Source organism: Campylobacter sp. RM12654, from assembly GCF_020137585.1.
GTDB lineage: Bacteria > Campylobacterota > Campylobacteria > Campylobacterales > Campylobacteraceae > Campylobacter_E.
On record NZ_JACGAR010000009.1, the window covers coordinates 1 to 22,003 of the forward strand.

Sequence of the window (22,003 nt, forward strand, 5' to 3'; positions counted from 1 at the left end):
TTTAATTTTATTTTTAGCTCGTATCTAAAATCAAACAAATATTTTAAATATTAAATTCACAATATAATTATTTGCAAAAAAATAGAATTTAAAATTGGTAGCACAATATAAAAATCATAGACAAAAACTATATTAAATATAAGTATAAAACTTAGTGAAACTTCTAATTATTTTAACAAAACAAACATATTAAGAATTAGTAAAATATTACAAATAAAATATAAAAAGCAATAGTTTTAAGCACTATTCATAAAAATATATTTAAGTTTTTAAAAATTCTTAAATTATGATTTTGATAAAAATTATGTTGCAATGAGTAAGATAAGAAGCGGTATTTGTAATTTTATATATTTTATGAAAGTAATACAAAAATTATTGCTATTTTTCTTTAAATATCTAAAAAACAAGCATTTGTAACAATATTTTTAATCAAGATTGTTCTAAAGTAACATAATAAAACTCTCTTTATTTTCACTTCACTTAAAATATATTAAATTACCTGTCGCGATTAGATTGGTATTTTATTTCGTTATTAAAATCAATGCAAATTGCTAAATACTCTTTAGGCAAAATAAATTCTTCAAAGCACAAAGCAGTGGAAAATACCCCGCAACTAAGCGTGTTTTCTCCTATTACACTAACTTGAGAGTATTTAAAATCTTTTGTATTTATTATGTGATTTGCTCTTTCATATTGTGCTGAAGTTGTTAGCGATTGATTTAAGATTTGCCATTTTTTAATAGCTTCTTGTGGATTTTTAGGATTTTTAATATTTACAAATATTTCTTTATTAGTCTTTAAATCCCCTCCAAAATTAATCACATATTTGTATTTTTCACAAATTTTAGCACATTCATCAACTGCAAATTCTTTAACCACACCACCTAAGTCAATTTTTGTATTTATATCTTCAAATTCTATAAATTTTTTAGATAAAAAATATGAATTTTTACCATATTTTGCATTGTTTTTTAATTTTTTATTGATTAGTGTAATATCAAAAGCATAATTAGTAATTTCACTAAGACTTAAGAGTTTTTGCAAAATCATCATAGTTTGTTGGTCTAATTTTATACGATTTTTGCTTTTATTATTAATTTTAGATACCAACGAAGAATTATCAAAATAATTATATTTTAAATGTAGATTTTTACAAAGCTCAAAACATTTAATAGCCAAATTAGAAGCTTCATATTCGCTAGCTTCTAATTTAACAACACATTTTGTACTAAAGCAAGAAAAAATAAATTCTTTCACTTACTAACTTTTATATTAAATGGAGTTGTTAAGGCTTCTTCACGAATTATTTTGCCGTTTTCACATAGCTTTAATATAACGCTAAATTCCCCACTTAAATCATTTTTTGGTAAAGCAAAAATTTTACCTTTTTCATCAACAAAATCTGCAAACTCATCAGGTAAAAGATAAACAATATTTATCCCATCAATATGTTGTGGAAAAATAATATCTGATTTTATTTTTTCTTTTCCACCACTATTTTTCATCTTAATTTTAATGTTTTCCATATTTGGTGCAATAAAACTAAAAATATTTGCTTTTAAATTCTCAAATTTATCATCTATACTAATGCTTTTGCCTTTTGATAAATCATAAATATCAATATTTCTACGATTATTAGAAACAATTAATGTATTATTGTCTTTAAATGTAGCGGCATAACTTACATTCCCACCCTTAATACTTCCTGCTAAATACGGCTTATTTTCAATATTAAAAATGCTAGTTTGCCCTAATCTATCTCCAAAAGTATAAGCCAAAGTTTTACCATCTGGACTAATAGCATAAGAGCCAGAATATAAAGCAAAACCTGTATTTGAACACTCTGTTGTGTGATTTAATACACTTACTTTACATAGCTTAGAATTATAATTATGTGGTGTTGTATAATAAATATTTTTTGCATCAGGACTTACTAAAAAAGGGCTTGTAGTAGCTTTTATAGGACGACCAAAATATTGTGCGTTAAAATCTGCGATTTTATTTAGTTTAGATTTTTTAATATCGTATTCATAAATGCCTTTATTTTCGCCTTTTAAAAGCACAAATAATCTATCAAGACTAACATCAGCCTTTACTACATCTTTAATCTTAAAGCTTTTTATCAATTTTAAATTCTTATCAAAAATACTAAAAGTTTCTTTATCATCTAAAGCAATTACACCATCTTTGTATTTTCTAAACAAAAAATATTCACCCTTTAAAAAGGCTAATTCCTTTAAATCACCGCTATTATCTAATTTTATTTTATGTAGTCCTGAATGGTGTAAATATGGTCTAGCATTTTTATTATCTCTTCCTAAATATTTTGGCATAGTATTTACAAAAGCAGTTTTATCATCTATAAATTCTACTTGCTCTACGAAAAGCTCACTTGCCCCACTCCACTCATCATCATCGTTATTATTATCTGTTTTGCTATCTTCTTTAACTTTTTCTTGTTTTTTTGCATCGTCGGTAGCTTCTGGATATTTCTTACCTAATTCAGAATGATCAGCATCCTTTATCGCATAAAAATCATTATAAACAATATTGTCATTTTTTAAGTCAAATAACACTATTGATGAATGATAGCTCCCTGCTGCTAGTAATTTATCATTTCTTACACTAATATCTCTAAAATATAAATCAGTTTTTGATTTTCCTTCAAAGTATCTTGCATAATGCCATTTAAAACTATCATCTGGATTTAAAGACTTAATAAGATTTGCTTGAATGCTAGTTTTATTAATACTATCATCATAAATATCAATCATTTCATTTGGTTTTATTACATAACTAGCATTTAAAGAACTTGCTAAAACACAAGCTAAAGTTGAGCTTAAGAATATTCTCTTCATTTAAACTTCCTTTCATAATTATTGATAAGTATTATAATAATTATTATTTAATATAAGTTTAAATATCATTCATTTTTTAGAATTTAAAATAAGCAAAAGCCTATTTTAAATTCCTTTTTTTTCTACAAGTTTAAATAATACTCTATTTGTTCTTTTCCAAGAACTCTGATTAAATTCGTGCTACCTGTTTCTCCTACAGGATAACCTGCTGTAATAACATAATTTTTACTCTTATCCATAATGCCTTTTTTTACCCCTACTCTTACACAATTTTGTAAAAGTTCGTGCAAACTACCTGCCTTATCAACCACATAAGCTTCACTAAGACCCCAACAAATACTAAGGCTTTTTAGTGTTTTATCACAATGGCTCATTGTTATTATCTTTGTATCAGGTCTATATCTTGCCATTTTTTTAACACTCGCACCACTACTTGTAAGACAAATCAATGCGTCTGCATTAATATCTTTTGCAAGTTGCACAGCTGATGCTGCGATGGTATCAGTCATATCTCTTTTATCGTGATTAAAATTGCAATATGGATAGATTTTCTCTACTTCGCTAATCGTTGCAGCCATAATGCTAACGGCATTTACAGGGTCAATTCCAACTGCACTTTCTTCGCTAAGCATAACTGCATCAGTTCCATCTAACACAGCATTTGCAACATCGCTTATCTCTGCTCTAGTTGCACTTTTGTTATTTGCTAAAGAAAATAGCATTTGAGTTGCAGTGATTACTGGCTTACCTATTTCATTAGCTTTTTTAATTATTGATTTTTGTATGCTTGGAACCTTATAAAAAGGAACTTCTATTCCTAAATCCCCACGAGCAACCATTATCCCATCGCTTACATTAAGAATTTCATCTATATTCTCAACAGCGTCAAATTTTTCAATCTTTGCAAAAACAGCAGTTTTATTTCCGTTTTCGGCTAATATTTGCTTAGCATTTTTGATATCATAAGCGTTTTGAACAAAAGATATTGCCATATAATCAACATCATTTTTAACACCCCACAATAAATCATCTTTATCTTTTTTAGTAATTACTTCTATATTGATTTTTGTATTAGGGAAATTTATACCTTTATTTGACGCTAATTTTCCATCGTTTTGAACTTGGCATTTTAAATAATCTTGATTTACATCTTCAACTATTACTTTAATAGAACCATCGCATAAATATATAGCTTCACTAACTCTTACTGCACCTAGAATTTCATTATAATTTGTGCTTACTTCATAGTGATTTTGTGCTTTTTGATTAGCCTTTATTGTATGTCTATAAATATCTAATCTATCGCCTTTTTTTAATAAAAATGGCTCGGGAAGTTCTAATACCCTAATCTTTGGCCCTGAAATATCTTGTAATACTCCGATATTTTCGCCTAATTCTTCAGCTATTTTTCTTACCTTATCTAAATTCGCTTTATGATATTCGTGAGAGCCGTGAGAAAAATTTAAACGAAATACATTAACACCTGCTTTTATCATTTCTCTTATACATTCTTCGCTATCGCTTGCAGGCCCTAAAGTTGCTATTATTTTTGTTTTTTTCATTTTATCCCCTTAGTTCTTTATTGAATAGTTCTTCGTTAAATTCAAGTTTTAAATAATCAACCACCATTCTTAAATCTCTTAAAGCATTTCCCATACAACTAGTCGCACCTGGACTTGGGGTCATATTAAAGATTATTCCTTGATTTTGTGGCACTATACTAGCTTCGCCTAGCATTAATTTCTTTTCAGTTTTGTTTAGCACTTGTGGGCGAACTCCACCAAAACCTTTTGCGTAAGTTATATCATCAGTTGTAAGACTTGGGACGATTTTTCTAGCGTCTTTTACGAAAAGATTTTTATTAAGGTATGGCACTTCAAATAAGAAATTTCTTAAAATATAATTTCTAATAGTGCTATCTTTCATTAAATCAAGCAATATTTTAATAGTAGTTCCATCAAGGCGTAAAGTTGTAAAAAATTCAGGCAAACTCTTAAGCCCGTGATAACGCTCAAGCTTAGGTAATACTAAAGCAGTCGGACCAAAACGAGTATTCATATCACATAAAATATCAGGGTCGCCGTGTAATGCTGCAAAAGGTAATTTTGGATTTTGAACCATATAAACTTTACCATTTAATAAATGCTTTTTAGTTAGATAAAAGCTACCTGCAACAGGCAAACAGGCGTAATCAAGACCATAACCCATCTTATGTGCTAAAAACAATGAATGAGCACCTGCATTTACCACTACGAAATTCGCACTAAATTCAGTCTTGTTAGCACTAATTAGATAAAAAACATCGCCTTTTTTATAAATATTTACAATTTCTTCATTAAAAAACATTTGATTTTCTTGATTAGCTTTCATTGCTTCTTCAGCTAAACTCTCGCTCATTTTGCCAAAATCAACCGTTGTATAACAATCCCCTGCTAATGCACCCATTGCAAATATTTCTTCAGGTCTATCACCACCACCTAAAGCTTCTACTACTTTTGGCTCTATTCTTTTTATTTCTGCTTTATCAAACTTTCTAATATAAGGATAAATATCTTTAAATTCTTCATATCTTTTTTGCATAAAAGCACATTCTTCTTCACCAACAGCTAAAGCCATTTTTTGATGAGAAAACATAAACTTCTCTTCTGCTTTTACTAATTTTGCGTAATTTACAATCATATCAGCGTTAGGTTTTACTTTTGAAGCTTTTTCATAAGTATAATTTGTCTCTATATCTCCGCTATGAATTGTTTGAGAATTGCTAGTGCCTTTAGAATTGAGAGTGCTTAATGCGTGATATTTTTCTATTAATGCCACTTTTTTTACATTTGTATATTTGCTAAGCTCATAAAACAAAGCCGCTCCACTAATTCCACCACCAACTACTATAACATCAAAATGTTGTGCCATACTCCATCCTTTTTGTAATTTTTTTAATGATAATTTTATTTATTTATAAATTCAAGTCTTTAATTAATTTTTGCATTCCTTGAAATACTAAATTTTTCTCATTTATTGCGTTTTTAAAAAACTGACTTAAAAAGCTTGCATCTCCACCAGTTAGATAAATTATCTCATCATTGGCAAAATCATTAATACTATTTACAACACTTGAAATTATCCCGTAGCTAATAGCGTCTTTTGTGGAATTTGGTAACGAATTTAAATCAATAGATGTATTTAATTCATAATCTAATCTACAAGAAATATTCTTATAAGCATTAAGATATGATTGAATACCTGGCAAAATAAATCCGCCTAAATGTTTACCACCACTCATTTTATCAATTGTAATTGCACTACCAGCATCTACAATAATGCCAGAATCAATGCAATAACAAGAAGCAATTCTATCAACACCCAGACCAACATAAGAAGTGTTAAGACTAAAATAAGGTTCAAGATTAATATAGTTATTAGGTAGTGTAGAAAAATTAGAATTTACACTTATATAAAATACTTTTTCTTTAAAAGAGTTTGGGATAAAGTCTTTTAACTCTATCCTTTTTGCATGTTCTTCTTTATAAACACAAGCTGTTGTGTTTCCAATATCAATTAAAGTCATTTCAATTCATAGCTTTTGTTATTATAAAATAAAATATTATCCTTAAAATAAGCACCTGAATCTATTTTAGAATCTAAATTATAAACAGCTAATTCATTTAATTTATCATCTAATTTTATCAAGTATCCATTATGCTCTAAAGCATAAATAAAGTTATTATAAACATAAACATCACTATAGTTTGCATATTTAAATTTAATTTTTGTAATTTCATTTAATAAATAATCAAATTTATAAATTACGCCTTCGTTTGATAAAATATAAATATAATTATCTTTTTCTAAAGCCTTTTTAATATTGATTAGTTTAGTATATGTTTTATTATCAATTATTGTAAATACCTTACTAGAACTTGCTGCGATTAATTTTTCACTATCAGCTTTTAAAAATACAACATTATTAAAAAATTCTTGAGTTCCTACATTTATACTTCTTATAAAAGTATTGGTATTGTTATTGATAACGATTAATTTGCCATCTAAGCTAGGAATTATTATCACATTGTTATTAAAACTAGGATTTGCTAATTTTTTCACCACTCCATTTGCTTGTCCGTAGTTTTCACTAAATAAATATTTTTGTTCTAACAAATCAAATATTATTATATTATTCAAAGCATCAACCATTACAGCTTTATTGCCTTCTGTTGCGATGCTTACAATTTTTGCATCAAATTTCTTATCAAAAATTATTTCTTTATCTTTTAAGATTTTTAAAAATCCTAAATCATTAGATAAATATAAGATATTATCTTGTTTGTTAATGATTTCATAGCCTTTAAAATTCTTCAAGATATTCTCATTTTTCGTTTTAATTGTTGTAAGCTTTTGAGTATTTTCTGGCTTATAGTATTGTTTTGAACCTGAACAAGCCGCTAAAAATACTAAAGATAAAGCTATTAAAGAATATTTTTTCATTGGTTACCTTGATAATGTTTTAAATTATTAGCAATTCTTAAAAATACAGAATTTGCACTTATTGAATTAAGTTTTACTTCAGCTTCTTTAATTTTATTATCTTTTAACAACGCATAAGCTTCTTGTATTGTTTTTAAATCTGTTAAGAAAAAATCTGATTTAAATTCTCTAGCTTTATAAATTTCTAACAATAATTTATCCTCATTACTAGGATTAAATTGTAATAATTCATCTAAATATTTTTCATCTAAAAGCACTGCTAAATATAAATTAGGATTTAAAGATTTTAATTGATTTAATTTATCATTATTTTTAGTAATTAATAGCTCATTATATAAAGCATTTGCTTCTTCTTTTGTTTTTTGTTTTATAGAATCATTAATAGATGTTATAACAAAATAAGCAACAATTACGATTATCAAAAATATAAAAAGAAATTTGTATTTTCTAATAAATCTTTCAACTTTAATGCCAAATTCTTCTACGCTATATGAATTTTCTTTCAAATTAAATTCCTTAAAAATTAATAAAATTAAAGCTGAAATTGTAACAATTTTTCGTAAATCTTGATAAATTTAGTGCTATATTAAATTTTTATTATATAATCAGATGAAATTTTATTAAAGCAAGGTGAACTTATGGTAGTCAATGAAAAGCTATTAGAAAGATTAGAAAAATTATCATCAATTAGGTTAAATGATAATGTAAGAAAAGAACTAATTGCTGATTTTGATGATATTTTAAAATTCGTAGATAATTTAAATGAAATTGATACTAATAATTTAAAAATCAATAATTTAAATTATACTCCACTAAGAGAAGATATACCACAAAAATCAGAAGTTATTGAAGATATTTTAAAAAATGCACCATCTACAAATGGACATTTTTTCTCTGTACCTAAAATCATAGAATAAGGAAAATAAATGGAAGAAAATATTCAAACTCAAGATAGCGTTAATACCATTCAAATGAATGGAATTTTAACATTTATGAAAGAAAATGATGCGAGTGATTTGCACTTTATTCCTGGTAGAAAACCACTTTTAAGAATTCACGGAACTTTGAATGATTTGGAATTTGCTGTTTTAAATTCTGAAATTATTAAAGCTTCTTGTTATAGCATTTTATCAGACGCACAAAAAGCAACCTTAGAAGAAGAAAGAGAACTAGACTTCGCTTATGCAGTTGAAGGAGTAGGGCGTTTTAGGGCAAACTATTACTATGTTGAAGAAGGAAAACTTGCAGCTGCATTTCGTCTAATTCCTGAAAATATCCCTAGTTTAGATGATTTAAAAGCACCACCAATTTTTAAAGAATTAATCAAAAAAGAAAAAGGACTAATTCTTGTAACAGGTCCAACAGGTTCTGGTAAATCAACAACTCTAGCAGCAATGTTAAATGAAATCAACGCAACAGAAAGTAAGCATATTTTAACCATAGAACACCCAGTTGAATTTATGCATAAAAACAAAAAATCAGTATTTTCTTACAGAAACGTTGATATAGATACTAAAAGCTTTCAAACAGCTTTAAAATATGCTTTAAGACAAGACCCTGATATTATCTTAATCGGTGAGATGAGAGATAGAGAAACAATAGCAGCAGCAATTACAGCAGCTGAAACAGGTCACTTAGTATTTGGAACCCTACATACAAACTCAGCTATGCAAACAATCAATCGTATCGTAGATAGCTTTAGTGGTGGAGAACAAGACCAAATTAGAAATATGTTATCATTCTCATTACAAGCAGTTATAGCACAAAGCTTAATACCTAAAAAAGGTGGTGGTCGTTTAGCAATTCACGAAATTATGATTAATAATATGGCTATCGCAAACCTTATTCGTGAAAACAAAAACCATCAAATATATTCACAAATGCAGTTAAATCAACAAGGCACAGGTATGAAAACCCAAACACAAAGCTTAGTTGAAGCGGTTCGCTCTGGTTTAATCACTCGTGAGCTTGCTTTAAGATATAGCACTCAATATAATGAGCTAGTGAATTTGATATGAATAGCGGCTTAATACTAGATTGTGTAATAATTGGCGTAACGCTAATTTTAGGTATTGGTGGAATTATTTCAGGACTTATTAAAGAAGGTTTTGGATTAGCTGGTATTTTAGTAGGCGTATATGTAAGCACTAGCAATTCAGAAAAAGTAGGGGCATTAATTAATCAATATGTTTATAAAAGTGATAATGAGCTTTTATTAAACCTATGTGGTTTTGTTATAACTTTAGTTATAGTTTGGGGAATTTTTCTTATTTTAGGAAGAATAATATCAAAACTAGTAGCCTTAAGCGGACTTGGAATAATTGATAAAATTATGGGATTTATATTTTGCGCTGGAAAAATATTTATAATTTTTTCTATAATTGCATCTTGTATAAATGCCTTACCTATAATAAATAGTAAAGTAAACCAATTTTTTGCAAATAGTATGATGTATCCTGTTTTAATTCAAACAGGTGGAGCAATCGCTAATATACAAGCGATTCAAAATACTATAAATACAAAAAAAGAAAATTTATTAAATAATGAATTAAAAGAAGAAAATTCAAAATAAAAGGAGAAAACATGGAAAATATGGAATACGATGTATTATTAGAAGAATTTAAAAAAATTCTAAAAACAAGTGGATTAAAATACACAAAACAAAGAGAAAGTTTATTAAAATTACTTTATAACAATGACGAACACTGCACTCCAGATGAACTTTATGAAGCATTAAAAGAAATGGATCCTAATCAAAACATAGGTATCGCAACAATTTATAGAACTTTAAATCTTTTAGAAGAATCAGGAATGGTAACTTCAATTTCTTTTGGAACTGCAGGTAAAAAATTTGAGCTTGCAAACAAGCCACACCACGACCATATGATTTGTAAATCTTGTAATAAAATTATAGAATTTCAAGATGATATAGTAGAGCAAAGACAATTAAAAATTGCAAAAGAACATGGTTTTAAACTATCAAGCCATTTAATGCAATTATATGGAACTTGCAAAGAATGTCAAAAAAAATAATTTAATATAAAGAAAGGTAAAAATATGTTTGAAAACCCACTAGAACAGCAAAAAATTAGTAAAGCTAACGAACTAAGGTCTTTAGGTATTAATCCTTATTCTCATTTTGTAACAAAACCGATGAGTATAAAAGAATTTAAAGATAAATATGATTTCATAAATGAACTTGAAGAAAAAAAAGCAGAAGAAATCTGTGAATTAATCGGTAGAATTAAATTTATGCGTGATGGTGGGAAAGCCGTTTTTGCGAACATTGAAGACTTTAGTGGCTCAATTCAGATTTATTTTAATAAAAGCACAATTGATGAAACTTGGTTTGATAATATTAAAAAACTCATAGAAGTAGGCGATATTATCAAAGTTCGTGGTTATGCTTTCGTAACAAAAAAAGGCGAATTTAGTATTCATGTAGATAAATTAGATTTAGTTACTAAAAGTATTTGCGTATTACCTGAAAAATTTCACGGCTTAGTGGATATGGAAAGCCGCTATAGACAAAGATATCTTGATATGATTATGAATGCTGAAATTAGACAAGATTTTGTTAATAGAAGTAAGATTGTTTCATTTGTTAGAAGATATTTTGAAAATCTAGGATTTTTAGAAGTTGAAACTCCTATGATGCACGAAATTGCAGGCGGAGCTAACGCAAGACCATTCATTACCCATCATAATACTTTAGGTGTTGATAGATTTTTAAGAATTGCACCTGAACTTTACTTAAAACGCTTAATAGTTGGTGGTTTTGAAGCTGTATTTGAATTAAATCGTTGCTTTAGAAACGAAGGAATGGACCTTACTCACAATCCTGAGTTTAGCACGATTGAGTTTTATTGGGCTTATCATAATTATAAGGATTTAATGAATTTGACTGAAGATTTATTAAGCAAATTAATAGCTCACTTAGGACTTAGCACTACTATTACATACGATGATAAGCAAATAGATTTTAGCACTCCATTTGCAAAAATTCCATATAAAGATGCCTTAGTTCAAATAGGTGGTATTGATGCTGCTATAGTAAATGATAAAGCTGCAATTTTAAAGAAATTAAAGGCTGATGGATTTGAAGCAAATGAAAAATTAGATTTAGGACATTTACAAGCAGAATTATTTGATAATTATGTAGAAGACAAGCTTATAAATCCTACATTTATTACGGATTTTCCAGTATCAATTAGTCCATTAAGTAGAAGAAGTGATGAAAATCCTGAAATAGCCGAGAGATTTGAATTATTTATAGCTGGAAAAGAACTAGCAAATGGATTTAACGAATTAAATGACCCACTTGATCAATACGAAAGATTTTTGGCTCAAGTAGAAGCTAAAAAAGCTGGAAATGACGAAGCATGCGAAATGGATGAAGATTTCGTAAATGCGTTAGGGTTTGGTATGGCACCAACTGCAGGTGAGGGCATAGGAATTGATAGACTTGTTATGATGCTAACTAACAAAAAATCAATCAAAGATGTAATATTATTCCCTGCTATGCGTCCTAAAAAGGATTGATAATTTCAATTTGTGAATGATTACTAGCGAGAATTTATATATAAAAAAAAGGGGTTAAGATGATATTTGATACAGAAATTAATGAAATTATAAAAGAAGAATTTAAAAGACAAAATGAGAATTTAGAAATGATTGCTAGTGAGAATTTCACTTTTCCTGAAGTTATGATGGCTACAGGTAGTATTCTTACAAATAAATACGCAGAAGGCTATCCATCAAAAAGATATTATGGTGGTTGTGAAATCGTTGATAAAGCAGAAGTTTTAGCAATTGAGCGTTGTAAAAAATTATTTAATTGTAATTACGCAAATGTTCAACCCCATTCAGGCTCACAAGCAAATCAAGGTGCATACGCAGCATTATTAAATCCAGGAGATATTATTTTAGGAATGGATTTAAGTGCAGGTGGGCATTTAACTCACGGCTCAAAGGTAAATGCAAGTGGCAAAGTATATACTAGCTATAGCTACGGAGTGGATGAAAATGGTTATTTAAATTATGATGAAATTGAAAAAATTGCCCTAGAAGTAAAACCAAAATTAATAGTTTGTGGTGCTAGTGCTTATGCTAGAATAATTGATTTTGAAAGATTTCGTAAAATTGCTGATAAAGTAGGAGCATTTTTATTAGCTGATATTGCACATATTGCTGGTCTTGTAGTAGCTAATCTTCACCCAAGTCCATTTCCACACGCTCACATAGTAACTTCAACAACTCATAAAACTCTAAGAGGGCCAAGAGGTGGGATAATAATGACTAATGATGAAGAACTTGCAAAAAAAATAAATTCAGCAATCTTTCCTAACCTTCAAGGTGGTCCATTAATGCATATTATTGCAGCAAAAGCAGTTGGATTTAAATATAATCTTGATGAAAGTTGGAAAACATACGCTAATCAAGTTATAAAAAATTGCAAGGTATTAGCCGATGAATTGCTAAAAGAAGGATTTAAATTAGTAAGCGGTGGAACTGACAATCACTTATTGTTAATGGATTTTAGTGATTGTGAATTTAGTGGAAAAGATGCTCAAATAGCATTAGAAAAAGCAGGTATTACAGCTAATAAAAATAGCGTTCCTAACGAAAAGCGTTCTCCTTTTATTACAAGTGGATTAAGACTTGGCACTGCTGCACTTAGTGCTCGTGGTATGAAAGAAGAAGAAATGAAAGTAATAGCACAGACAATAAGCCTAGTGCTAAAGAATTTAAATAACGATGAAATTATAAAAAAAGCAAAAGAAACTACGCTAAAATTAAGCGAAAATTTCCCATTATATAAGGACTTAAAATGTTAACAAGCAATGAATTAGCCTTAATTAAAATGATTAATTCACATTATTTTATAAAAAGAGATACTATAGTAAGCAAAATTGAGCATAAAGGTAGAACTTTTTTTAATAAGTATGAAAGAGTTAATGAATTTTTATCTCCAAGCTTAATAAGAGAACATTCAGAAGGTAAAATAACAATAGCTCACAATTTAATAAACGCACAAGATAAAGTAGAAAATATAGTATTTGACTACAATGGTTTTAATACTGAAAAATTTTGGCATAGAGCTCAATTATTATTAAGAGAAGAAGGTTTTATTAATTTCACAGCGTATAAAAGCAAAACGCCAGGTCATCTTCATTTATATATTCACAAAGGTCATACTGCATTTGCCGAAGGTTGTGGATTAGCTAATAAACTAAGTGCAATGTTGGCTCAAAAAATGCCCGTTGAATGGAGAGTATTTCCAACACTTGATATGCCTAAGGAATACAATATTTTAGCATTACCTTATGAAATTTATCAAAAAGAGCGTGGGGCATCTTGGTCAAAACATATGTAAAGGATTGAAAATGCAAGAACACAATAAATTTGAAGATTTAGTTTTAGAAAGTAACAACAAAAAGAATAAACAAAAACAAATGTTATTTAAGATAATTATAGGCATAATAGTTTTTCTAATTGCCTTAATTATATATAAATTAATAAGCAATGGAGATAGTCAAAAAAGCCCATTACCACCGATAGAACCTAATGCTACATTTGAACAAAAAGCTCAAGATAATGAAGTTTTTGAGAATTTAAAAAGTGAAAATGATGGTTTTAGTGATGATTTTACATCTTTAGAAGAAAGATTAAAAAAAGAAAATAATATAGTAGAACCAGAACCTAAAAAATCTCAAGAAGTTCAAAATGTTGTAAAAGAATTAGCAAAAGCAAATCAACAACCTACACCAGCACTTGAAACTCCTAAAGAAGAAGTAAAACCTGCTGTAGTTGAAGAGAAAAAGCCTGTGGTTGTAGAAGAGAAAAAACAAGCTACTCAAACAACAAAACAAGAAAACTCAGTATTTGATACATTAAATATTAAAAAACCAGTTGCTCAACAAGAAAAACCAGCAAATAAAGCACCTACTACAAGTGATAATGGAAGCTATATTCAAGTATATGCAGGTAAAAATATTGACCTAAAATCACACGAAATTAAAAAACTAGATACGCTAGGATTACAATATAAAGTAGTTACTGATAATAAAGGTATGAGTAGAGTAATTGTAGGACCTTATTCAAATTCTGATAAAGCAAATGCCTTAAAATTTGTAAGAGATAATGTGAAAAAAGACGCATTTTATTATCATGCAAAATAATATTTACGGAGTGATAGGAAATCCTATCGCTCACTCAAAATCTCCTATAATTCATAATCTATGGTATGAAAGATTAAATATAAATGCTAATTATGAGAAAATTTTAGTAGAAAATCCAAATGATTTAAAAAACACAATTTTAAAATATAAAGGTGTTAATGTAACTTTGCCTTATAAAGAAGAAGTTGCAATACTAGCAAATTATAAAGATGAAGGCGTTATAAACACAAAAGCAGCAAATACTATAATAAATGATAATGGAACTTTAAAAGCTTATAATACTGATATATTTGGGTTTTATGAACCTATAAAAAATTACAAAATAAACAATGCCTTAATAATAGGGGCAGGTGGGGCTGCTAGAGCTGTTTATTATTCTTTAGCAAAAAATAATATAAAAACCAAAGTAATTAATAGAAGTAAAAAAGATGATTTTTTATGCGAAGTTCATACGACATTAGATGAATTTGAATTTGATTTAATTATAAACTCAACAAGCGCAAGTTTAAAAAATCTACTACCTTTAGAAGAAAATCTTTTAGAAAAACTAGCAAAAAATACAAAAATTGCTTATGATTTAGCATATAATCACGATATATTTTTAGATTTTTGTAAGTTAAAAAATCCAAATATTATTACTCAAGATGGACTTGATATGCTTATTTTTCAAGCAGCCCTTGCTTTTGAGTATTTTTGCGGAATTTATCCTAACGAAGATTTAATAAATGAAGCAAGAGAACTTATTAAATAAGAGTATAAAAGGACTAAAGTCATATATTTTTGGCTATGAAAACGAACAAAAAGCTAAAAAATACTTAGAAAAAAATAATTTCAAAATAATTAAAACAAATTATAAAACCAAATTTGGAGAAATTGACATAATCGCTTTAAAGGATAAAACCTTGCATTTTATTGAAGTAAAATCAAGCAAAAATTATGAAAGCGAATATTATTTAACACCAAAAAAATTAGAAAGAATTATAAAATCTATTTATATTTTTAATCAACATTATGAAGATTATAATAATTTAAATTATTGTATAGATTTAATAGCAATAAACGATAATAACATTAATTATATAGAAAATATAACATAGAAAAAATGATAATTTGAGATTTAAATTCTCAAATTAATCCTAAAAATTTCTTGATAGAATATTTTAAATCTTCATCATCTAAATTATTCATAGCCCACAACAAATATCCATTATCAACAGCTCTAACCTCATCAAAACTTTTGCCCTTGTATTTTCCAAAGCTAAATTTAGTGCTAATTAATGGGGCTTTTGTAATTTCATGCAATTCTTCATAATTTTTATGTTTTAATAATTCATCTAATAATAATTTCATAACCAAAACATCACCTATCGCATCATGAGCTTTTATAATTATTCCTAATTTTTGTGCTTCTTCTTGCTCAATTTTATAAAGCCCTAAAAAATATCTTAAATATTGCAATCTGTGATGATTAAAGTCAGGAAAAATAGCCTTAGCGCACTTATAAGTATCAATTAATTTAAAATTATTTTGAAAGCCTTCTTTTTCTAACATTCCTAAATCAAACTTAATATTATGAGCTATTAAGTAATTTTCGTTTGAATTAAGTTCATTTAACATTTTTGAAAATTTCGTTTCACTAAATTTTGGCTTATTAACAAGCATTTCAGGGGTTATGTTATGAACTTCCATAGCTTCAAAAGAAATATTTACTTCACTACTACATAATTCATCAAATACTAAAACTTTTCTTTCTTGTATATTGTCAAAAATATTTTCAGCATATTCTATTTCATTAAATTCATATTTTTCACTATCAATTACCAAAGCGCCTACTTGAATAATCCTATCTAATTCTGTATTTCCTGTAGTTTCTGTATCAAATAAAACATATTTCATAATTATCCTTAAAAGTTTTTTTAATTCTAACAAGTAAGTTTAAAAAGTAGGTTGAATAAAAGGGATTATTAAAATCCCTTGTAGCGTTTTAAATTTTCATCAATTTTGATTTTTTCTCCGTTTTCATCAACATTTACATAAGTTAAAAGTGCACTTGTAACAGGCACACAAACTCCATATAATTTAGGAGTGCAGCGTTCAGCGATAACTTCTACTTGAACTTGTATTGATGTGCTTCCAACTTTTACAATATCAGCATAAAAGCTCACAATATCTCCAACATAAACAGGTTTTTTAAAGGTCATTTGTTCAACTGCGATAGTAACTACTCTACCATTTGCTATTTCTTTAGCTGCAACTGCACCAGCTAAATCTATTTGACTCATTATCCAACCACCAAAAATATTGCCTGCAGGATTTGTATCTTTTGGCATAGCAACTAATCTAAGCCTTGCTTCTTTTAATTCTTTCATATATTCTCCTTATAAAAAAATGTAAATATTAAACATAAAAGATTAAAATTATCGTTTTTAAATTGAAAATTTTCATCAAAATTACAATTTTTTACAAAAATTTTAAAAAAATTGAAAAAATTTTTATAATTTAAGAAAACTTTAAGAATTTTCACATATAATAACGGCTTTTACATCACAAGAAAAAACTTCTTGAAAGGCCCATTCGTCTAGCGGTTAGGACATCGCCCTTTCACGGCGGTAACACGAGTTCGAGTCTCGTATGGGTCACCAATCCTCCTTTATGTTTATTTAATTTAATGAAAAAAATCCTTTTTTACCTTACCCCTGTGAGATAATAACTCAAAATAAAAAAGGATTTTTTTATGATTAAAGACGCGATATCTGGACTTCAGATTTTATTCGTAGCCTTTGGTGCAATGGTATTAGTTCCTTTACTTACCGGACTAAATCCTGCAATGGCTCTTTTAGGTGCTGGGTGCGGAACGATTATTTTTCAAATTATTACGAAATTTAAAGTTCCTATCTATCTTGGCTCATCATTTGCATTCATAACCCCTATAATTTATTCTATGAAAGAATGGGGAATTAATTCAACTATGTTTGCCTTATTTTGCACAGGATTTGTTTATTTTATCTTTGCTGCAATTATCAAAACAAAAGGCGAGAGTTTTATTAGCAAACTTTTTCCCGCAGTTGTAATTGGCCCTGTAATTATCGTAATAGGTCTTAGCGTTGCTGTAAGTGCGGCTGGAATGGCTATGGGTATGAGTGGTTCAACTCAAGTAATTGATAAAGATATAGCTTTAATGCTTTCTACTTTTTCATTCTTAGTTACTATTGTAATTGCTATTTTTGGCTCAAAAATGTTTAAATTAGTTCCTATTTTAATAGGTGCTATTTGTGGATATATTTTAGCCTTTATTTTAGGCTATGTTGATACTAGTGCAATTAAAGCTGCACCTTGGTTTGCAATCCCACATTTTGAAACACCTAGCATTAATTTTAGTGCAGCAATTTTTATGATACCTGTTGCAATTGCTCCTGTAATTGAGCATATTGGTGCAGTTATGGCAATAGGTGCAGTAACTAAAAAAGATTACACAAAAGACCCAGGTCTTCATAGAACTTTAAGTGGAGATGGTGTTGGAGTTTGTGTTGCAGGTTTAATAGGTGGTCCTCCAGTTACAACCTATTCAGAAGTTACAGGTGCAATAATGATTACAAAAAACGCACAAGTAAAAATTATGACTTGGGCTGCAATATTTGCAATATTACTTGCATTTGTGGGTAAATTTAATGCTATTTTACAATCAATTCCATTGCCTGTAATGGGTGGAGTTATGATACTTTTATTTGGAACAATTGCTAGTCTTGGGATTAAAACCTTAGTTGATGCTAAAATAGATTTAACTAACAATAAAAACCTAGTAATTATTAGTTCTACTTTGATTGTAGGTGTTGGCGGTCTTAGTGCTAGTTTTGGAAGCGTTTCGTTTTCAGGAGTTGGACTTAGTGCCTTACTTGCAATTACTCTAAATCTAATCTTACCTAACAAACAAGATTAATTATTAATTCAAATTCTTTTTAGAATTTGAATTATTATTTTTTAATTTTTTCTTAAATTCTAAAATTTGTTACGAAACTTAACACTTTTTAAAAAAATTATCCATTTTCAATTATTTCAAATTGTAACTTTGTTAAAATCTAACATTTTTTTATGGAGGTTAAAAATGGATTTATTTTTATCACTTACAGGCTTTATTGGGCTTGGATTTATTGTATGGCTACTCTTAAAAGATAAAACCACTCCTGCGATAGCATTTATTTTAGTTAGCTTTGTAGTTGCTGCGATGCTTATGATAATGGATTATTGTGGGTTAGAAGTCGGAAAAGCTTTAGGAGTTAAAGGAGATGTTTTAAACTTTAAAGCAATGAAAGGTTTTATAAAAGATGGTGTAAACACCGTTAGCGATACAGCGGCTTTATTTGTATTTTCTATTCTTTTTTTTAGTGTGCTTAGTGCTAGTGGATTTTTTAATAAAATTATTAATTTCTTACTTAGCAAAGTTACACCAAATGTATTTGTAATCACAATTCTTACTTCACTTATGGCAATGTTTGTTCATCTTGATGGTAGTGGAGCAGCTACATTTTTAATAGTTATTCCAGCTATGCTTCCAATTTATGAAAGACTTGGAATGAGAAAATCATCACTTTTATTAATTTGTGCTAGTGCAATGGGTGTTATGAATGTTCTTCCTTGGGGAGGTCCAACTCTAAGAGCTGCAACGGTTATTAAAGCTGACGCTAATGATTTATGGCATCAATTAATCCCTATGCAAGTTTTAGGTCTTGTTTTAGCACTAGCTTTAGCTATTTTTATCGGTTATCAAGAAAAAAGGCGTGGTGCTGGTGGTAATCTTGAAGGAATTAAACTTGAAATTGAAAAAAGCGAATTTCAAAACGATAAATTTTTCTTAGTAAATGTATTTTTACTAATAGCTGTTATTGCTGCTTTAGTAATTAATGTATTACCTTCTTATGTTTGCTTTATGATAGGTTTTGCAATTGCGTTGCCACTAAATTATCCTAATTTAAAAATAGCTAAAAAAGTTTTAGATAAAGCAAGTAGTGGAGCAATAATGATGTATATTACTTTAATTGGTGCAGGAATTTTAATTGGTGTATTTGATAAAAGTGGAATTATGAATAAAATGGGAGCTTCAATTCTAACTCTTGTGCCTAATGAATATGGTAATTTAATTCCTTTAGTAGTAGGCTTACTTGCTGTTCCTATGGCATTAATCTTTTGCACAGATTCTTATTTTTATGGCGTTATGCCTGTGGTTTTAAGCGTTACAAATGCTTTTGGAATTGACCCAATGAACCTTGCTATTATTATGGTTTTAGCTAGAAATTGTGCTACATTTATAAGCCCTGTTGTTCCTGCTACATTGCTTGGATGTGGTCTTGCTGATGTATCTATAAAAGACCATATTAAACGCTCATTCTTTTATATTTGGGCAATTAGTATTATTTGCTTGATTTTTGGATATATTGCAGGAATAATCCCACACTTATTTTAATATCTCTCCTAAGAGAGATATTAGATATTTGCTAGTATATTTTGAGCTTTCTTAATTACTGGCAAATCTATCATATTGCCTTTATAATTAAATACAATATCATCAGTATTTTTTGCCAATTCTACTATTTCTTTAGCCCATAGAATTTGTTCTTTAGTAGGACTAAATACTTGATTAATTATTGGAATTTGATTTGGATGAATGCTTAAAGACCCGCCAAAACCCATAGAAGATACAAATTCTAATTCAGATTTTAAACCAATTTCATCTTTAATATCAGGATATACTCCATTAATTGGTGGTAATAATTTATATTTTGCACTTTTTATCACTATTTGATTTCTTATGTGATTTAATAAATTTTCTCTTCCACTGCCTTCTTTTAATCCTAATTCTAAAGAAATATCTAAAGCACCAAAACTTAATAATTTAATTAATTTTGAACTTGCAATATCATCTAAATTATCAACGCCCAAAGCACTTTCAATAATTGGAATTATTATTAAATCTTTAAAATCTTTAAATAATTCAAATTCTTTTGAGCTCTCACTCTTAGGCAATACAATTGCATATAATTTTTTCATTTTATTTAATTCATCTAATAATTTCATATCATCATTAAAATATTCACTCTTAGTATCATTAATTCTTATAAAAAAATTAGCATCTGTATTATTTGCAAATTCTAAAATGTTAGCCCTGCCTTTATCTTTTTGATTAGGGCTAATTGAATCTTCTAAATCAATAATAATATAATCAGCTCCGCTATTTAAAGCCTTATTAAATCTATCATTTTTAATTGATGGAACAAACAAAAAACTCTTAGTTTTCATCTCTTACCTTTATTATGTTTTTTGATTGTAGTTGAGAAATCTCATCTTTAAATCCAAATTCTTTTAAGATTTTATGAGTATGTTCTCCTAACGCTGGGATTTTATCCATTCTAGGCTCATAATTATTATTTGTAGCCGGTGGCAATAATGCTGGGATTTTACCTACTTCAGTATCAACTTCTCTCCATCTATTTCTACTTTTTAATTGAGAGTGATTCCACACATCTTTTAATTCATTTACATTACCATTTGCAATTTTTGCTTTTTCTAATCTATCCACAACATCTTTTGCCGTTAGATTTTTAAATTTATTTTCTATTATTTCTTTAATCTTTTGTGCGTTTTTTGTTCTTAATGTGTTATTTTTAAATTCTTCATCATTAATTAAGCTTTCATCTTCTAATACAATCTTACAAAAATTACTCCATTCTCTTTCATTTTGAAGACCAAACATAACAACATTACCATCACCAGCCTTATAAGGACCATAAGGAGTAATACTAGCGTGAAAAGCACCTTTTTTAATAGGCGGATTAGCACCCTTATAAGTATAATATATTGGATACCCCATCCATTCAGCCATACATTCTAACATTGATATTTCTATTCTTGAGCCTTTATTTGTTTTTTCAAGATATAAAAGAGCTTGTAAAATCCCACTATAAGCATACATTCCAGCAGATATATCAGCTATACTAATTGGCACTTTTACACACTCATCGCCAGTTCCTGTTATAGATACTAAGCCACTTTCTGATTGAATTAATAAATCATAAGCTTTTTTATGTTCGTATTCTCCACCTTCTCCATAGCCAGAAATATCACAAACAATCATTTTTGGATTATATTTAATTAAATTTTCATAATCTAATCCTAATCTTTTTGCAGCCCCAAATGCTAGATTTTGAACGAAAATATCCACCTTAGGTAAAATTGATTTTATTATTTTCATACCTTCTTCAGTTTTTAAATCAATAGCTAAACTCTCCTTACTTCTATTAGTCCATACAAAATGACTTGCAAGTCCATCTACTCTAGTATCATATCCTCTTGCCAAATCCCCTACATCAGGGCGTTCTATCTTAATAACTCTAGCACCTAAATCAGCTAATTGTCTAGTGCAAAATGGTGCTGCTATTGCTTGTTCTATACTTAATACTAATTTTCCTTCTAATGGCAACATTTTTTCTC

Annotated in this window: 23 protein-coding genes and 1 tRNA gene; 13 read left to right on the plus strand and 11 right to left on the minus strand. The window is 28.3% G+C overall.

Going from position 1 to position 22,003, the window contains the following annotated elements:
- Window positions 1-495: 495 nt before the first annotated feature.
- The 7 genes from AVBRAN12654_RS04180 to AVBRAN12654_RS04210 form a co-directional block, all read right to left on the minus strand.
- Window positions 496-1,257, minus strand: a complete 762-nt coding sequence (locus AVBRAN12654_RS04180) for an FAD:protein FMN transferase (RefSeq protein WP_336613996.1) — start codon at window positions 1,255-1,257, stop codon at window positions 496-498.
- On the minus strand, window positions 1,254-2,858 hold the full coding sequence (locus AVBRAN12654_RS04185) for a hypothetical protein (protein ID WP_336613997.1): 1,605 nt from the start codon (window positions 2,856-2,858) through the stop codon (window positions 1,254-1,256). The genes AVBRAN12654_RS04180 and AVBRAN12654_RS04185 overlap by 4 nt, the downstream gene beginning before the upstream one ends.
- 122 nt (window positions 2,859-2,980) lie before the next feature.
- Window positions 2,981-4,420: a pyruvate kinase gene (pyk, locus tag AVBRAN12654_RS04190; RefSeq protein ID WP_239803220.1), complete on the minus strand. Its 1,440-nt coding sequence runs from the start codon at window positions 4,418-4,420 to the stop codon at window positions 2,981-2,983.
- A gap of 1 nt (window position 4,421) precedes the next feature.
- Window positions 4,422-5,768, minus strand: a complete 1,347-nt coding sequence (locus AVBRAN12654_RS04195; RefSeq protein WP_214150335.1) for an FAD-dependent oxidoreductase — start codon at window positions 5,766-5,768, stop codon at window positions 4,422-4,424.
- A 43-nt stretch (window positions 5,769-5,811) separates the two neighbouring features.
- Window positions 5,812-6,423, minus strand: coding sequence for a type III pantothenate kinase (locus tag AVBRAN12654_RS04200; RefSeq protein WP_214116219.1), 612 nt, complete (start codon window positions 6,421-6,423; stop codon window positions 5,812-5,814).
- Window positions 6,420-7,340 carry a hypothetical protein gene (locus AVBRAN12654_RS04205; protein ID WP_336613998.1) on the minus strand — a complete coding sequence of 307 codons (921 nt, stop codon included), beginning with the start codon at window positions 7,338-7,340 and terminating at the stop codon, window positions 6,420-6,422. Before AVBRAN12654_RS04205 ends, AVBRAN12654_RS04200 begins: the two co-directional genes overlap by 4 nt.
- The gene (locus tag AVBRAN12654_RS04210; protein ID WP_214116215.1) at window positions 7,337-7,846 is read right to left on the minus strand and encodes a hypothetical protein; all 510 of its coding nucleotides are present in this window, start codon (window positions 7,844-7,846) and stop codon (window positions 7,337-7,339) included. Before AVBRAN12654_RS04210 ends, AVBRAN12654_RS04205 begins: the two co-directional genes overlap by 4 nt.
- A gap of 132 nt (window positions 7,847-7,978) precedes the next feature.
- On the opposite strand from AVBRAN12654_RS04210, the gene gatC reads away from it, so the two are divergent.
- The 10 genes from gatC to AVBRAN12654_RS04260 are packed head-to-tail and all read left to right on the plus strand — an operon-like array spanning window position 7,979 to window position 15,618.
- The gene (gatC, locus tag AVBRAN12654_RS04215; RefSeq protein ID WP_214116213.1) at window positions 7,979-8,257 is read left to right on the plus strand and encodes an Asp-tRNA(Asn)/Glu-tRNA(Gln) amidotransferase subunit GatC; all 279 of its coding nucleotides are present in this window, start codon (window positions 7,979-7,981) and stop codon (window positions 8,255-8,257) included.
- Window positions 8,258-8,311: 54 nt separating this feature from the next.
- Window positions 8,312-9,358 carry a type IV pilus twitching motility protein PilT gene (locus tag AVBRAN12654_RS04220; protein WP_275592004.1) on the plus strand — a complete coding sequence of 349 codons (1,047 nt, stop codon included), beginning with the start codon at window positions 8,312-8,314 and terminating at the stop codon, window positions 9,356-9,358.
- On the plus strand, window positions 9,355-9,912 hold the full coding sequence (locus AVBRAN12654_RS04225; protein ID WP_214116211.1) for a CvpA family protein: 558 nt from the start codon (window positions 9,355-9,357) through the stop codon (window positions 9,910-9,912). The genes AVBRAN12654_RS04220 and AVBRAN12654_RS04225 overlap by 4 nt, the downstream gene beginning before the upstream one ends.
- An 11-nt stretch (window positions 9,913-9,923) precedes the next feature.
- Window positions 9,924-10,373 (plus strand): Fur family transcriptional regulator, encoded by a 450-nt coding sequence (locus AVBRAN12654_RS04230; RefSeq protein WP_214116209.1) that lies wholly within the window; start codon window positions 9,924-9,926, stop codon window positions 10,371-10,373.
- 24 nt (window positions 10,374-10,397) lie between these two features.
- Window positions 10,398-11,882, plus strand: a complete 1,485-nt coding sequence (lysS, locus tag AVBRAN12654_RS04235; protein ID WP_214116207.1) for a lysine--tRNA ligase — start codon at window positions 10,398-10,400, stop codon at window positions 11,880-11,882.
- A gap of 59 nt (window positions 11,883-11,941) precedes the next feature.
- Window positions 11,942-13,177: a serine hydroxymethyltransferase gene (glyA, locus tag AVBRAN12654_RS04240; protein ID WP_336607011.1), complete on the plus strand. Its 1,236-nt coding sequence runs from the start codon at window positions 11,942-11,944 to the stop codon at window positions 13,175-13,177.
- The gene (locus AVBRAN12654_RS04245) at window positions 13,171-13,716 is read left to right on the plus strand and encodes a DUF1882 domain-containing protein (protein ID WP_214116202.1); all 546 of its coding nucleotides are present in this window, start codon (window positions 13,171-13,173) and stop codon (window positions 13,714-13,716) included. Before glyA ends, AVBRAN12654_RS04245 begins: the two co-directional genes overlap by 7 nt.
- A gap of 10 nt (window positions 13,717-13,726) precedes the next feature.
- Window positions 13,727-14,521 (plus strand): SPOR domain-containing protein, encoded by a 795-nt coding sequence (locus AVBRAN12654_RS04250; RefSeq protein ID WP_336613999.1) that lies wholly within the window; start codon window positions 13,727-13,729, stop codon window positions 14,519-14,521.
- Window positions 14,511-15,272, plus strand: a complete 762-nt coding sequence (locus AVBRAN12654_RS04255; protein WP_214119972.1) for a shikimate dehydrogenase — start codon at window positions 14,511-14,513, stop codon at window positions 15,270-15,272. Before AVBRAN12654_RS04250 ends, AVBRAN12654_RS04255 begins: the two co-directional genes overlap by 11 nt.
- Window positions 15,247-15,618, plus strand: a complete 372-nt coding sequence (locus AVBRAN12654_RS04260; protein WP_214119971.1) for a YraN family protein — start codon at window positions 15,247-15,249, stop codon at window positions 15,616-15,618. The genes AVBRAN12654_RS04255 and AVBRAN12654_RS04260 overlap by 26 nt, the downstream gene beginning before the upstream one ends.
- 28 nt (window positions 15,619-15,646) lie before the next feature.
- Here AVBRAN12654_RS04260 and AVBRAN12654_RS04265 read toward each other — a convergent pair whose 3' ends face one another.
- Both AVBRAN12654_RS04265 and AVBRAN12654_RS04270 read right to left on the minus strand, forming a co-directional pair.
- Window positions 15,647-16,420: a 3'-5' exonuclease gene (locus AVBRAN12654_RS04265; protein WP_336614014.1), complete on the minus strand. Its 774-nt coding sequence runs from the start codon at window positions 16,418-16,420 to the stop codon at window positions 15,647-15,649.
- Between the two features lie 65 nt (window positions 16,421-16,485).
- Complete coding sequence (locus tag AVBRAN12654_RS04270) at window positions 16,486-16,890, minus strand: acyl-CoA thioesterase (RefSeq protein ID WP_214116195.1); 405 nt, start codon at window positions 16,888-16,890, stop codon at window positions 16,486-16,488.
- A 198-nt stretch (window positions 16,891-17,088) separates the two neighbouring features.
- Here AVBRAN12654_RS04270 and AVBRAN12654_RS04275 point away from each other — a divergent pair.
- The 3 genes from AVBRAN12654_RS04275 to AVBRAN12654_RS04285 all read left to right on the plus strand — a co-directional run bounded on the left by AVBRAN12654_RS04275 (window position 17,089) and on the right by AVBRAN12654_RS04285 (window position 19,979).
- A tRNA-Glu gene (locus AVBRAN12654_RS04275) sits at window positions 17,089-17,163 on the plus strand.
- 92 nt (window positions 17,164-17,255) lie between these two features.
- Window positions 17,256-18,458, plus strand: coding sequence for a uracil-xanthine permease family protein (locus AVBRAN12654_RS04280; RefSeq protein ID WP_214119970.1), 1,203 nt, complete (start codon window positions 17,256-17,258; stop codon window positions 18,456-18,458).
- 165 nt (window positions 18,459-18,623) lie between these two features.
- Complete coding sequence (locus AVBRAN12654_RS04285) at window positions 18,624-19,979, plus strand: CitMHS family transporter (protein ID WP_336614000.1); 1,356 nt, start codon at window positions 18,624-18,626, stop codon at window positions 19,977-19,979.
- A gap of 20 nt (window positions 19,980-19,999) precedes the next feature.
- Here AVBRAN12654_RS04285 and AVBRAN12654_RS04290 read toward each other — a convergent pair whose 3' ends face one another.
- Both AVBRAN12654_RS04290 and AVBRAN12654_RS04295 read right to left on the minus strand, forming a co-directional pair.
- Window positions 20,000-20,812 carry an HpcH/HpaI aldolase/citrate lyase family protein gene (locus tag AVBRAN12654_RS04290; RefSeq protein WP_214116190.1) on the minus strand — a complete coding sequence of 271 codons (813 nt, stop codon included), beginning with the start codon at window positions 20,810-20,812 and terminating at the stop codon, window positions 20,000-20,002.
- The gene (locus AVBRAN12654_RS04295) at window positions 20,802-21,995 is read right to left on the minus strand and encodes a CaiB/BaiF CoA transferase family protein (RefSeq protein WP_214116188.1); all 1,194 of its coding nucleotides are present in this window, start codon (window positions 21,993-21,995) and stop codon (window positions 20,802-20,804) included. The genes AVBRAN12654_RS04290 and AVBRAN12654_RS04295 overlap by 11 nt, the downstream gene beginning before the upstream one ends.
- Window positions 21,996-22,003 lie beyond the last annotated feature (8 nt).